This is a genomic window from Pontibacter pudoricolor (assembly GCF_010092985.1).
Taxonomy (GTDB): domain Bacteria; phylum Bacteroidota; class Bacteroidia; order Cytophagales; family Hymenobacteraceae; genus Pontibacter; species Pontibacter pudoricolor.
In genome coordinates this window covers 3,982,047-3,994,803 of sequence record NZ_CP048106.1, presented here as the reverse complement: position 1 = coordinate 3,994,803, position 12,757 = coordinate 3,982,047, and the positions used below count along the sequence as shown (strand labels likewise).

General features: G+C 47.2%; 11 protein-coding genes and 1 pseudogene. 8 read left to right on the top strand and 4 right to left on the bottom strand.

Annotation, left to right across the window (positions count from 1 at the left end; translation table 11 throughout):
- The first annotated feature begins 28 nt into the window (after window positions 1–28).
- The gene (locus GSQ66_RS17280) at window positions 29–586 is read left to right on the top strand and encodes a metal-dependent hydrolase (protein WP_162428598.1); all 558 of its coding nucleotides are present in this window, start codon (window positions 29–31) and stop codon (window positions 584–586) included.
- A 66-nt stretch (window positions 587–652) separates the two neighbouring features.
- On the opposite strand, the gene GSQ66_RS17275 is transcribed toward GSQ66_RS17280, so the two are convergent.
- Window positions 653–1,456, bottom strand: coding sequence for a hypothetical protein (locus GSQ66_RS17275; protein ID WP_162428597.1), 804 nt, complete (start codon window positions 1,454–1,456; stop codon window positions 653–655).
- 222 nt (window positions 1,457–1,678) lie between these two features.
- On the opposite strand from GSQ66_RS17275, the gene GSQ66_RS17270 reads away from it, so the two are divergent.
- From GSQ66_RS17270 to GSQ66_RS17250, 5 genes are all read left to right on the top strand, one after another.
- Entirely contained in the window at window positions 1,679–2,074 is a 396-nt protein-coding gene (locus GSQ66_RS17270) for a hypothetical protein (protein WP_162428596.1), read from the top strand.
- A gap of 66 nt (window positions 2,075–2,140) precedes the next feature.
- On the top strand, window positions 2,141–3,760 hold the full coding sequence (gene treF, locus GSQ66_RS17265; RefSeq protein WP_162428595.1) for an alpha,alpha-trehalase TreF: 1,620 nt from the start codon (window positions 2,141–2,143) through the stop codon (window positions 3,758–3,760).
- Between the two features lie 114 nt (window positions 3,761–3,874).
- The gene (locus GSQ66_RS17260; RefSeq protein ID WP_162428594.1) at window positions 3,875–4,066 is read left to right on the top strand and encodes a hypothetical protein; all 192 of its coding nucleotides are present in this window, start codon (window positions 3,875–3,877) and stop codon (window positions 4,064–4,066) included.
- A gap of 35 nt (window positions 4,067–4,101) precedes the next feature.
- Entirely contained in the window at window positions 4,102–4,341 is a 240-nt protein-coding gene (locus GSQ66_RS17255; RefSeq protein ID WP_162428593.1) for a hypothetical protein, read from the top strand.
- A gap of 114 nt (window positions 4,342–4,455) precedes the next feature.
- Window positions 4,456–5,580, top strand: a complete 1,125-nt coding sequence (locus GSQ66_RS17250; protein WP_162428592.1) for a YncE family protein — start codon at window positions 4,456–4,458, stop codon at window positions 5,578–5,580.
- Between the two features lie 77 nt (window positions 5,581–5,657).
- On the opposite strand, the gene GSQ66_RS17245 is transcribed toward GSQ66_RS17250, so the two are convergent.
- Window positions 5,658–7,061 carry a DUF5723 family protein gene (locus GSQ66_RS17245; protein WP_162428591.1) on the bottom strand — a complete coding sequence of 468 codons (1,404 nt, stop codon included), beginning with the start codon at window positions 7,059–7,061 and terminating at the stop codon, window positions 5,658–5,660.
- Window positions 7,062–7,332: 271 nt separating this feature from the next.
- Between GSQ66_RS17245 and meaB the strand changes: the two are divergent.
- Window positions 7,333–8,312 (top strand): annotated as a pseudogene (meaB, locus tag GSQ66_RS17240) (methylmalonyl Co-A mutase-associated GTPase MeaB).
- A 1,046-nt stretch (window positions 8,313–9,358) separates the two neighbouring features.
- On the opposite strand, the gene aspS reads toward meaB, so the two are convergent.
- The gene (gene aspS, locus GSQ66_RS17235; RefSeq protein WP_162428590.1) at window positions 9,359–11,128 is read right to left on the bottom strand and encodes an aspartate--tRNA ligase; all 1,770 of its coding nucleotides are present in this window, start codon (window positions 11,126–11,128) and stop codon (window positions 9,359–9,361) included.
- Window positions 11,129–11,453: 325 nt separating this feature from the next.
- On the opposite strand from aspS, the gene GSQ66_RS17230 reads away from it, so the two are divergent.
- Entirely contained in the window at window positions 11,454–12,365 is a 912-nt protein-coding gene (locus GSQ66_RS17230) for an ABC transporter ATP-binding protein (RefSeq protein WP_162428589.1), read from the top strand.
- A gap of 3 nt (window positions 12,366–12,368) precedes the next feature.
- On the opposite strand, the gene GSQ66_RS17225 is transcribed toward GSQ66_RS17230, so the two are convergent.
- On the bottom strand, window positions 12,369–12,734 hold the full coding sequence (locus tag GSQ66_RS17225) for a four helix bundle protein (protein ID WP_317164205.1): 366 nt from the start codon (window positions 12,732–12,734) through the stop codon (window positions 12,369–12,371).
- Window positions 12,735–12,757: the final 23 nt, after the last annotated feature.

The window sequence follows — 12,757 nt, the reverse complement described above, 5'->3', positions numbered from 1 at the left end:
TCAATACTCAATCACATTCAGATATTAAATGGCATCAGCTTTCGCACATGCTTTGGCAGCAGCAACTATAGGCAAGATCTATCCTGGCAACTATACAACTCCTAAATTCTGGTTACTGGGGGTAGCCTGTACTATAGTTCCGGATGCAGATGTGGTGATGTTTAAATTTGGTGTGCCATATGAGCACCTATTCGGGCACAGAGGCTTCTCACACTCACTGGTTTTTGCTGCTCTGCTCGGAGTTATAGTTACAACGCTTTTCTACAGAAGTGTAAAACTCATCTCTAAGCAAGGGCTGCTGTTTATTCTGTTCTTTACGCTGTGCACTGCTTCGCATAGTTTACTGGATGCCTTAACAAATGGTGGATTAGGCGTAGCTGTATTTGCCCCATTTGACAATACACGTTATTTTCTGCCCTGGCGCCCGATACAGGTCTCCCCTATTGGTGTTGGCAACTTTTTTAGCGAGTGGGGCTGGCGCGTAATAAAAAGCGAACTGGTTTGGGTAGGCTTACCTGCCATGGCAACTATAGTAGTTACTTCTATTATAAAGCTGGTAACAGGCAAGCGACAAAACCACTGTTAAACAAAAACGGACTTCCGAAGAAGCCCGCTTTCGTAATTACAGAGGGTTTAGGTATTGGGGTAAGGCTTATTTACACTGGTATGTGAAGTTGCTTATAAAACTACCAATCGGTGTGGTTATCGTAATTTTTGTTGGCAGATTATTGTCATTATATACATAAGTATAGGTAGATGCGATTGTTTGTGACTCACCTTCAACAATAAATGTTGTGGTAGCTTTCAAAGGATTATTCTTGCTATTACCAGACCAAGGATCAAAGTTACCTTTCATAGCAGCAGCAATGTTGATCTTATTATCGTAGCTTTCATAAGTGACTGCCATATCTTCAACCTCATCAGTAAAATACACCGTTTTAGTTACATTGCCCTGGCTATTGTAAGTATGCTTAGTTGTATAAACAGTTTCAGTTACTTCTCCTTCAAAATCTTCTCCCTCATAAAACTCTTTAACTTCAGTAACACGGTTACTGCCGTCATACTTCACAGTCATATATCCGTCCGGCTCATCGTCAGCATAGAACCATTCTGCCATCGTTATGTTGCCATTCGTATAGCTGTACTCAGTATAGTATATTAATTCGTCTTGCTCATACTCTTCTTCTCTCACAAGTCGGCTTTGGCTGTCATATTTAAACAAAGTATAGCTTGTCTCATCTTCAGCATTCATCACTTTACTGATTTTTCCATCAGCGTTGTAAACTGCAGTGCCTTCAAAACTACCAAACATAGTCTCTATAGACATAGCAGTTACTTTACAAGCAGTTTGATCGCCGTTATTCGGCTGTGGGTCATCATCGCTGCCACACGATGTAAGGGTAAGCGCTGCTACTACAAACAGGCTCAGGAATTTACTGGTAAGGTTTAATTTCATTGTTCTATTTTGTGGTTATAGATAAGTATCCTGCAAAGTTCATGTTAATATAGCATTTATACAATACCCACTTTTGGGTAAGGCGTAGCTTATCTAAAATAACCGCCAACATAATGAACCTATAGTTGTTGTAGCATACAGGTAACAGCCCAAACAACTATAAATAATAGCACTCCGGACGATAAACCTGAGTAACTTTGCCAAAATATATTACAGAGTTTCATGAAGTTAAAACACATTCTTATACTTGCCTCTTTTGTACTGGTAGGCTGGTTTATTTACGATTCATTTTCGCTGCCCAGTGTTGATGACCTGGAGGGAGATTTTAAAGAAGTAGCATTTTACAGGAATGAGAACAACACCGGTCCTATCGTCAGGGTGTATGCCGTAACGGTGGCCGATACCTTGTGGCAGCAGATGCAACAGTACGGAGAGTTTATGCCCCACACCAAATATGGCAATACAAAAGTTTACTTTTTCTTAGAAGGCAGCCCCGTGCCCGATAAGGTATTTGCCGGTGATCAGAATTTTGAAGCACAATTTCAGGAATTTGCTGTAGCCAGGTACGAAAAAGAGTCGATGGGACAGGAATCATTTGTGCAATACCCTTTCCGGTAGTATACTTGCCGGCTTGCTTCAGGTCTGCGTAAAAGGAGATTAATGTTTTGTTAATTTCAGCGCAGCATGAAGCAAACCGGTTATATCCTGAAACTATACCTTTTACTGGTTTTGCCTTTTAGCCTCACCCTGCAGCCTGCTCAGGCGCAGCAACTATACTACCCTGCACAAGACCTGGGTAAGTTGTTTGAGCAGGTGCAAGTGCAACGCGTTTTCCCCGATTCCAAGACCTTCCCGGATTGTGTCCCGCTGTCCGATCCCAAGCATATCTTACAGGCTTACGAACAGCAAAAGCAGCAACCCGGCTTTGAATTAAAGGCATTTGTTCTACAGCATTTCAGGTTGCCACAGCAGCCCGATACCAGCTTTACAACCAACGAGTTGCATACTATAGTTGAACACATAGAGCGCCTCTGGACGGAACTTACCCGGCAACCCGGTGACAATAGCGGCTCGCTTATAGTTCTGCCACATGCCTATGTTGTGCCCGGAGGCCGTTTTAGAGAAATCTATTACTGGGATAGCTTCTTTACCATGCTGGGCCTGCAGGCAAGCGGAAGAACGGAGCTGATCCAGAGCATGGTCGATAACTTTACGCACCTTATTCAAACGATAGGCCACATACCGAACGGCAACCGGACCTATTACCTCAGCCGCTCGCAACCACCATTTTATGCCCTTATGCTACGCGTTCTGGCACAGCAAAAAGGCCGCAATGTGTTGCTAAACTATAGTTCTGCTCTGACAAAGGAATATGCCTTCTGGATGGATGGCGCCGAAAACCTTACTATTGCCAACCCTGCGCATCGCCGGGTGGTTTTAATGCCCGATGGTAGCATCCTCAACCGCTACTGGGACGACAATCCGCAACCTCGCCCCGAATCTTACCTGGAGGATGTGGAACTGGCCAAAAACTCCGGCAGAGTACCTGAAGAAATTTACCGCGACATAAGAGCCGCCGCCGAATCTGGCTGGGATTTTAGTACGCGCTGGTTTGCTGATGGAAAGGATCTCAGCACGATACAAACCACCAGCATTATACCTGTAGACCTGAACGCGCTGCTTTACCACATGGAGCTAACCTTACAGGAAATGGCCGTTCTGTCCGGTAACAAAGCAGAAGCACGCAAATACGAAAAACTGGCAAAAGCCCGACGCGATGCGGTTTTGAAATACAACTGGAACGCTGAACACGATTTCTTTTACGACTATAACTATAGAACCAAGGCTACGACCAACATTCCTTCGCTGGCTGCAGTTTACCCGCTCTATTTTAACATGGTAAAGCGCAAACAGGCTAAAGCTGTGGCGCAAAAGATCAAAGCTGATTTTATAAGCCCGGGCGGAGCGGTAACTACGTTAAACCAGAGCGGACAGCAATGGGACGCACCAAACGGCTGGGCACCACTGCAATGGATGACGATACAGGCGCTCCGCAACTATGGCTTTACCGACGAAGCAGCAACTATAGCTACCAACTGGGTGCAGCTCAACACCGACGTGTACCAGACAACCGGAAAGCTGATGGAGAAATATAACGTCGAAAACCTGGACTTGCCGGCTGGTGGCGGAGAGTACCCCAACCAGGATGGTTTTGGCTGGACCAACGGCGTATTGCTCAAGCTGATCTCCTTATATCCTGAACTGCAGAAAATTACAGAAGCCGAACCCGAACTCCAGCACTAACTATAGTTTAAAAGTTAGCGGATCAATCAGTTAACTATACTGCAGCGTCCCTGAAACTATAACCTATCCGCCCGCTCCCGACGTACAACAGACATCATCAAACGCAATAAAACTATGAAAACAGCGCGCGTAATATTAATGGGATTTATCTTTTGTGGGGCTACTGTACTGCTGTCCTCCTGTGGAACAAGAAATGGTGAAGGCGACGATCATGCCACTCAAAACGAGCATATCAGCAATGGAAGCACGGACAATAATATGTCAGGAGATACTATTACGCTGGAAGATACAACTGCTACCATGTAGCCCAATGCTATAACAAACACGTAACACGAAGTACTATGAATAAGAAAACAAACGTAATAGCTGCCGCCTTCATCACATCAACTATGCTGCTGGCATCGTGTGGTGAGACCGGCGAAAACTCGGATATGCCACCTGAAAGCACCACCGGCAACACACAGGAAACCGGCGTGGAAGGTTCCGGTGACTTGCCCGGCACAGGTGCTGATGACACTACGCAATATGTGAACGAAGCCATAGGAGACGACAACGCCTCTTCCGGCGACAGCATTAAATAACCCAATAGGTTATTAATCACAAAAAAGGACAGGCATTACGCTTGTCCTTTTTTGTTTCTGATTCTGGCACTACGTTTGCAACTGCCACGTTATAGCAAAAAACGCATACCTCACATGATCAGATTAAAATACCTGGCAACAGCTTTTTTACTTTGCTGCGCAACTATAGCTGCACAGGCACAAGGCGAACAAAACAACTGGTACTTTGGCAAAAGTGCCGGCATCTCGTTTAATGGCGACTCGGCTGTAGCAGTAACCAACGGCAGACTGATAACAGAAGAAGGCAGCGCCACTATTTCTGACAAAAACGGCAACCTGCTTTTTTATACCAACGGCATTACGGTCTGGAACCGCAATCACAAAGTAATGCCTAACGGCAACGGTTTGCTGGGCGGAAATTCATCCACACAGTCGGCGCTTATAGTTCCTAAACCGGGCTCCGAAACTATCTATTACATTTTTACCACCGATATTCAGGCACAGTCTGATGGCTTGCGCTATAGTATAGTGGATATGAGCAAGGATGGAGGCAACGGTGATCTTGTGTTTAAAAATACGTTTATGATCGCGCCAACCACCGAGAAACTGACCGCTGTTCGCCACAGCAACGGCAAAGACTGGTGGGTTATAGCGCACCGCTGGAACAGCAATGCCTATTTGTCTTACCTGGTTTCAGAAAACGGAGTAGAAACCATGCCTGTTATGAGCAATGCGGGCACGGTGCATGGTGGCTCGAACCGCAAAGCTATCGGATATCTGAAGCCATCTCCGGATGGCACGAAACTGGCAGCAGCCCTCTGGAACGACAACAGTAACTTTGAGCTCATGAAATTTGACCGCAGCACCGGTAAAGTATCTGACCCTATTCTGTTTAAAGGTTTCTCGGAAGCGTACGGCATTGCTTTTTCCCCGGATGGCAGCAAACTATACGGCACCACCAACAACAAAGGAACCGGCAAAGGCCAGATCGTGCAGTTTGACCTGAGAGCCGGCGGCCCGGAAGAGATCATTAAATCGGCAACTATAGTTGCAACATCCGGCAGTCCAACTATAGGCGCACTGCAGCTTGGCCCCGATGGCAGGATTTACGCAGCCCGCAAAGACAACCTGCACCTGGGCGTGATCTTTAACCCGAATGCAAAAGGCAAAGCCGTACAATACAAAGACAATGGTTTTAAACTGGCAGGCAGGAAAAGTGACCTCGGGTTACCAAACTTTGTGCAGGATGTAAAAAGATAATAACCGCCAACTATAAAACAGAAAGGCCGGCCCGGTTAAGGCTGGCCTTTCTGTTTAACTATAAACTATAGTTTACTTTAGATGATCTGTGGTTTCCCGATCTTGAATCTCAGGAAGCCCATCGCAAACGATGCTCCCGGGTTATTTTTAGTAAACGGAGCTGTAACGTCGCGCATACCAATACCAAACTCGTAAACCGGAGATGTGATCGCAAAGCCAAACGGTATGTTCAGTTTATCGCCGGCGCCAGACGACACACCAGAGCTTAAACGGAATACCGGGATTGGAGAAAAGTCGATACCTAAGCCCACGAAGTCTGAAGCGATGTTGCCTGGTGCTTTGTTTAGCGGCGCTACGTAATCTACACCAACTTCTACACGCTGCCCTATTTTAACGCCTGCACCAAAACGGAAACGGGTTGGCAGGTTTACTTTCATTTCGCTTACCGGGGTAAACACCAGGGCACTGTCAACTATAGCCCGTGCCATTTTGCCGGCATCTTTCCAGAAATCATTATTATTTGCACCGTCTTCTGCCATTTGCTCCAGCGTAAAGCCTTTGTCCTGTCCTTCCAGCAGGTTCTCCGTCCACTTAATGTTACCAAGGTCGGTTACAGAAGCGCTTACTTTCACAATTTTGATGATCTCGGCAGACAGGCCCAGGTCCACACCGTGACCGCGGCCAACCGGGTTCAGTAAACCGTCGGCGCTGTCGTAATTAAACTTCGGATCATCCAGGTAATCGTCGTAGTTGGCATCCAGTATTGGCGAGAAGGCATTGTAAGCTTTTACTTTACCATCTTTTGCACTGAACTCATACAAACCCAGGCCCTGCATGTATTTGTACCCGAAACCACCGTAGATGTTGACTAAAGGGAGTTCCATGATCTTGCGGCCATAGGCAAAGTTCCACTCATTTACCCACGACATCTTAATTTCAGAACCATCAAAGATATCGGAAACGAAAAGTGTTTCATCAGGCTTTACTTCGCTAAACATGGATGCATCCTGGCCTAGGAAGAGCAGCTCCGAAAAGTTTTTGTTAAAGCCGGCGTGGCCCAGCATACGCTGCCTGTTGCTGACTGCAAAACCACCAATTTTAGGCACACTCACCGAAATAGCCAGGGTATTTACATCCGCACCCAGGTTAAGCACATTGTCGCTGGTAAAGGCGCGCGCAAGCTCCATACGTTCTTCCATGCCGATAGAAGTATCAGAAGCAAGCTTCATAGCGCTTTTCAGGGTTTTGCGGGTAAACGCCTGCGAACTATAGAACGCCCCAAATTCGGCCACTGTAAACGAAACCAGCGATGTGCTGCGGCCAAGGTTAGCCGGGTTTATACCGATTGCCTGGTAGTCGTGCACAAATGTGTTCTGCACACCGCCACGGCTCACCACCGAGTAACTGCTGCTCTCAGACTGCGCAAGCGCGGTAACCTGCCCTGCCAGCAAGGTTGCGGCAGCCAAAAGTACCTTTTTCATAAAACGGTCAGATAATATTTAATGAATGTTGATAATGCGGTATATAGGCTGCCAACCACATTCTGAAACAGAAAACAACTATAAATTAAGCTCTTAGCTTGGCCACTTTATACACCCGTCCGCAATTTCAGTTTTTTTCCTGAATATCAGAATATAGTAACGCTAAATTATAGTGTAATAAGAATTTATAGCGGGCTTCAGGCTATGGGTATGATGTACCACACATTCTGTTAACTTTGTATAGCAAGGCGGCAGCTTTAAACTATAACCTATGGCCAAACGATTTTCTGCTGATATCTATGTAAACGGCATCCTGAACGGAGACCGCGTGCTGTTGAGCCGTGCCATTACGTTAATAGAAAGTAAGCTCCCACAAGACCAGGAACTTGCCCAGGAAGTAATTGCCAGGGTATTGCCCCATGCCGGAAATGCAGTACGACTAGGAATTACAGGTGTGCCCGGAGTGGGTAAAAGTACGTTTATAGAAGCCTTTGGAAACTATGTAATTGAGCATGCCGGTAAAAAACTGGCCGTGTTAGCCATAGACCCTACCAGCCAGCGTACCGGCGGTAGTATTTTAGGTGATAAAACCCGCATGGAGTCGTTGTCCGTTAATCCGAATGCCTTTATCCGTCCTTCACCGGCAGGCAAGTCGTTGGGAGGCGTAACCAAGAGCACCCGCGAAACTATAATTCTATGCGAAGCGGCTGGTTTTGATGCCATTATAGTAGAAACTGTGGGTGTTGGCCAATCTGAAACAGCCGTGCATGCCATGGTTGACTTCTTTCTGCTGCTGATGCTGGCCGGCGCCGGTGATGAGTTGCAGGGCATCAAGCGCGGCATCATGGAAATGGCTGACGCTATCGCCATTACCAAAGCCGACGGATCCAACGCCGGCAAAGCCAAATCCGCCCGCGCCGAATACCAGAATGCCCTGCACCTCTACCCATGAGTGCCTCCGGTTGGTTACCCAAAGTATCCACCTGCTCCGCCCTGCAACAAACAGGCTTAGACACCATCTGGCAAACTATAACCGACTACCTGCAGCTAACACAGGAAAACGGTTACTTCGAGAAAAAACGCCGCGACCAAAACCTGCAGTGGATGTACGAAGCGATACGCCAGGGCCTGGAAGAGAATTTCTATGCGCATCAGCAGGTAAGGGAGCAGCTTCCAACTATAACTGAACAAGTTAAGACTGGTCAGAAGTCAGCGTTTGCCGCAGCACATGAGTTGTTAGGGTTGGTATAGTGTTTTTTTGTGTTTTTTGCTACCTTATGCAATAGCGGGTTCTTATTTCTTACTCTGTCATTTCGAACATTCTTGAGATGAGAGTCGGAGAGAACCAGCGCAGCTGTGAAGGAGCTAAACGTCGTATAGTATCTACATTATTGTCATTTCGACGTTAGGAGAAATCTGGGTTCTATAGTTTGCTACTCTACTTTTCAAACCAAGCCTTTTCTTCTATAGTTACTTCCAATCCTGGGAGCTTTACTTACCTATCGTTTCAATTCAGCTTTGGTGCCCTCACGGCCGGGAGGCCCCGTCTTGGGGGTAGGGGCCCTAGATAAGGGCATCGCGCTGCTGCTTTCTTGCTACCCTCGTTCCTCGGGTTGCCTGACGGCACCGCAACAAAGCAAAGGCGCTCAACCCAAAGACTGCGATCAGCTCGATAGCTAAATTATAGTTGAGTGAACAGCTATAGTTGCATCGCTTTATCGTGGTGGTAGTTCCGCAGGGACAGGTAAACCTGTCCTGCTCATGATAAGTAATAATAGCTCATTAAGATTTCTCCCGCTGGTCGAAATGACAGTTAGGGAAGCTGCAGCAGAAAGTCCCCTTCGAAGGGGGCGAGGGGGATGACAAACGGGAACTATAAAACAAGAAACTAAACTATAGCCACAACTCGAAAGCTCCTTTCCCTGTTGTTAGGGGAAGGCTGGGAAGGGGTAAAACGCCAACTATAGAACTATATCTGCAACTATACCAATCACCTTTATCCCAGAAATCCCTTAAATCTCCATTAATCCCGGTTTAGACAATGCCTGCCCCTGCCGGGCCAGTTGCGTCTGGAGACACAACGCCATCGTAAGATACGAGCGAGAACGCTCGCGCCAGCGCTACCTAACTATAGAACTCTAAACCAACTATAGCTCCTCCTTAAACTCTCCCCTGTTTTGGGGGCAGGGGCCTTTTCAAAAAAAGAGGGCTGGGGTGAGGCAATTTAAATCCCGGTTCAGGTAAACAAAAAAGCCTGTAACATGGCTGCTACAGGCTTTTCTTATAGTTCATAATGGCTACTTCTTTTCAGGAGCAGCTATGTTTTTCATTTTAATGTGCAGCTCATCCAACTGTGCATCCGAAATTGGCGATGGTGCATCGATCATCACATCACGGCCGGAGTTGTTTTTCGGGAAGGCAATGTAATCGCGGATGGAATCGGAGCCACCGAAGATAGAGCAAAGTCTGTCGAAGCCGAAGGCGATACCACCGTGCGGCGGCGCACCGTACTCAAATGCCTCCATCAGGAACCCAAACTGCGCTTTTGCTTCGTCGTTAGAGAATCCTAATAAACGGAACATTTGCTCCTGCAAGCGGCGGTCGTGGATACGGATAGAGCCACCGCCCACTTCTACGCCATTAATAACCATGTCGTACGCATTTGCCCGGATATCGCTTGGGCGGTCATCGATCAGTTCCAGGTCTTCTGGCTTAGGCGACGTGAACGGATGGTGCATGGCATGGAAACGACCGGCTTCCTCGTCCCACTCCAGTAGCGGAAAGTCAACTACCCACAGAGCAGAGAATGTATCTTTATTGCGTAAGCCAAGCCGGGTTCCCATTTCCAGGCGCAGCTCATTCAGGGCTTTACGGGTTTTGTCTTTACCGCCGGCCAATACTAGTAACAGGTCGCCAGGTTTAGCGTTAAAGGCTGCAGCCCACTCTGCCAGGTCATCCGGCGAGTAGAATTTATCAACCGATGATTTAACAGAGCCATCTTCATTCACACGGGCATACACCAGGCCGGTCGCCCCGATTTGCGGACGCTTTACAAAGTCAGTCAGCTCATCGAGTTGCTTACGGGTGTAGCTGGCAGCGCCAGTGGCATTAATACCAACTATAAGTTCGGCATCATCAAACACCTTAAAGCCTTTGTTTTTTACCAGGTTATTCAGCTCCACAAACTGCATCCCGAAACGGGTGTCCGGCTTATCAGAACCATACAGGCGCATCGCATCGGCATAGGTCATGCGTGGTAGTTTCGGCAGGTCAATGCCTTTTACTTTCTGGAACAGGTGGTGAATCAAACCTTCAAACGTATTCAGGATATCTTCCTGGGTCACGAAAGAAAGTTCGCAGTCTATCTGGGTAAATTCCGGCTGACGGTCGGCACGTAAATCTTCATCTCTAAAGCATTTCACGATCTGGTAATACTTATCGAAACCAGATACCATCAGCAGCTGCTTAAACGTTTGCGGCGACTGTGGCAGGGCGTAGAATTCTCCCGGGTTCATGCGGCTTGGCACCACAAAATCGCGTGCACCTTCCGGCGTAGATTTGATCAGAACAGGCGTTTCTACTTCGATAAAGTAATGTCCGTCCAGGTAATTGCGGGTCTCGCGCATCACGCGGTGGCGCAGCTCCAGGTTACGACGCACCGGGTTACGACGCAGGTCCAGGTAACGGTATTTCATGCGCAGATCGTCTCCCCCATCCGTCTCATCTTCGATCATGAAAGGTGGCAACTTGGCTGCGTTGAGTATTTCAAGCTTGGTCACTTTCAGCTCTATTGCACCGGTAGGAATTTTATCGTTTTTAGATTCGCGCTCGATTACTTTACCTACCACTCTGATCACAAATTCACGGCCCAGGCTGCGTGCCTGGTTCAGCAGCGCTTCCGGCGTCATGCCTTCTTCAAAGCTAAGCTGGGTGATACCATAGCGGTCGCGCAGGTCAATCCAGAGCATTCCGCCTTTGTCGCGCAGGCGCTGTACCCAGCCAGCCAGGATAACTTCCTCGCCTACATTATCTATTCGTAGTTCGCCGCAAGTATGAGTTCGGAGCATAATCGTTTTTTGTAAGTATATAGCGCAAAAGTAATAATTGTTACGTTAGGTTGCAGCTAAAATAGCAGGAGTATGCAAGAACGCAGTAAGCAGGCAGATGAGCAACTATAGCACAGGTAGTTTTCCTGAATGCAAACTATAAACTACTGCTAAGTGCCCCAAACAATGATAACCACAGGTACACCCGCGGCTTAAACAACTATAACTCAGGTTGGTCGTGAAAAAGAGCAGGTTTGTATAGTTTATTTTGAATGGAAATATAGTTTGATTTTCTTTAGTTATAGTTATCTCTGGAAACCGAAAAAATCAAGTATAAAATACAACTATGGAACTTGTCATACAGAATCTGTCCAAAACCTACCCTAATGGCACCCAGGCGCTTAAAAACATTAACCTGACCATCCCGAAGGGAATGTTTGGCTTGCTTGGGCCCAACGGCGCCGGCAAATCATCGCTTATGCGAACTATAGCCACGCTGCAGGAAGCCGACACCGGCAGCATTATGCTGGGCGACCTGGATGTGCTGCGCCAGAAAGAAGAAATGCGCAAAGTGCTGGGTTACCTGCCACAGGAGTTCGGAGTTTACCCGAAGGTAAGCGCTGAAGAAATGCTGGACCACTTTGCTGTATTAAAAGGCATCAGTGATAATAAAGAACGCAGGGGAGTAGTGGCCGCGTTGCTGCAGCAAACCAACCTGTACGATGTGCGCAAGAAAAACCTGGGCGGCTACTCCGGTGGCATGAAGCAGCGTTTTGGTATTGCGCAGGCCCTGTTGGGAAACCCGCAGTTGATTATAGTGGATGAGCCAACCGCCGGTCTGGACCCTGCAGAGCGCAACCGTTTCCATAATTTACTTAGCGAGATCGGGGAAAATATCATCGTTATCCTTTCTACACACATCGTGGAAGACGTAACCGACCTGTGCCGCAACTTTGCCATCATCAACAAAGGCGAAGTGCTGCTAACGGGCGACCCGCTGGAAGTGATTAATAGCCTGAACGGCCGTATCTGGCGCAAGTTCATCCATAAATCAGAACTGGCTGCGCACCAGCAACAGTACGATGTGATCTCATCGCGCCTGTTTGCCGGCAAAACCATTATCCATGTGCTCAGCGATGCGCAGCCTGGTATCGACTTCGAACCGGTTAACGCAGACCTGGAAGACGTGTACTTCAGCAGAATACATGAAGCTACCAAAGGCGGGCGCACTGAGCCTGCTGAAGTAATTATGAATTAGAAATTATGAATTATGAATGGCTTTAGTGGTTAGCAGAATACTGCTCAGGATTTTCTGAAGTTCAGTAGCATCCTGATAAACTGATCCGAAAGACTTGATTGAAATAAATTCACTGTCTTTTAGTAGTCTTAGCCAGTAAATTGTTTCGCGGGTTTCTTTAGCAGCAATATTCAGTTTGTTTACAAAATCGGCACGGGAACTGGCAGCAATGGCTTCCTCCACATTAGCCCCGATCGATGTTCCGCTCCTGAGCACTTGTTTTGAAAGTATGAATTCCTGCTCAGTAAAACGCAGGTGCTTATACAACTTAACAACGCGAAGCGCAAAGGCATATGACTTATCAGCCACCACATTCTGTTTCATATTCATACAAATTTTGACACAAGACATTA

What these genes read in the sequence shown, in the direction of transcription:
- GSQ66_RS17280 (WP_162428598.1), top strand. Translation starts at nt 29, where the DNA reads ATGGCATCAGCTTTCGCACATGCTTTGGCAGCAGCAACTATAGGCAAG.
- GSQ66_RS17275 (WP_162428597.1), bottom strand. Translation starts at nt 1,456, where the DNA reads ATGAAATTAAACCTTACCAGTAAATTCCTGAGCCTGTTTGTAGTAGCA.
- GSQ66_RS17270 (WP_162428596.1), top strand. Translation starts at nt 1,679, where the DNA reads ATGAAGTTAAAACACATTCTTATACTTGCCTCTTTTGTACTGGTAGGC.
- treF (WP_162428595.1), top strand. Translation starts at nt 2,141, where the DNA reads ATGAAGCAAACCGGTTATATCCTGAAACTATACCTTTTACTGGTTTTG.
- GSQ66_RS17260 (WP_162428594.1), top strand. Translation starts at nt 3,875, where the DNA reads ATGAAAACAGCGCGCGTAATATTAATGGGATTTATCTTTTGTGGGGCT.
- GSQ66_RS17255 (WP_162428593.1), top strand. Translation starts at nt 4,102, where the DNA reads ATGAATAAGAAAACAAACGTAATAGCTGCCGCCTTCATCACATCAACT.
- GSQ66_RS17250 (WP_162428592.1), top strand. Translation starts at nt 4,456, where the DNA reads ATGATCAGATTAAAATACCTGGCAACAGCTTTTTTACTTTGCTGCGCA.
- GSQ66_RS17245 (WP_162428591.1), bottom strand. Translation starts at nt 7,061, where the DNA reads ATGAAAAAGGTACTTTTGGCTGCCGCAACCTTGCTGGCAGGGCAGGTT.
- aspS (WP_162428590.1), bottom strand. Translation starts at nt 11,128, where the DNA reads ATGCTCCGAACTCATACTTGCGGCGAACTACGAATAGATAATGTAGGC.
- GSQ66_RS17230 (WP_162428589.1), top strand. Translation starts at nt 11,454, where the DNA reads ATGGAACTTGTCATACAGAATCTGTCCAAAACCTACCCTAATGGCACC.
- GSQ66_RS17225 (WP_317164205.1), bottom strand. Translation starts at nt 12,734, where the DNA reads ATGAATATGAAACAGAATGTGGTGGCTGATAAGTCATATGCCTTTGCG.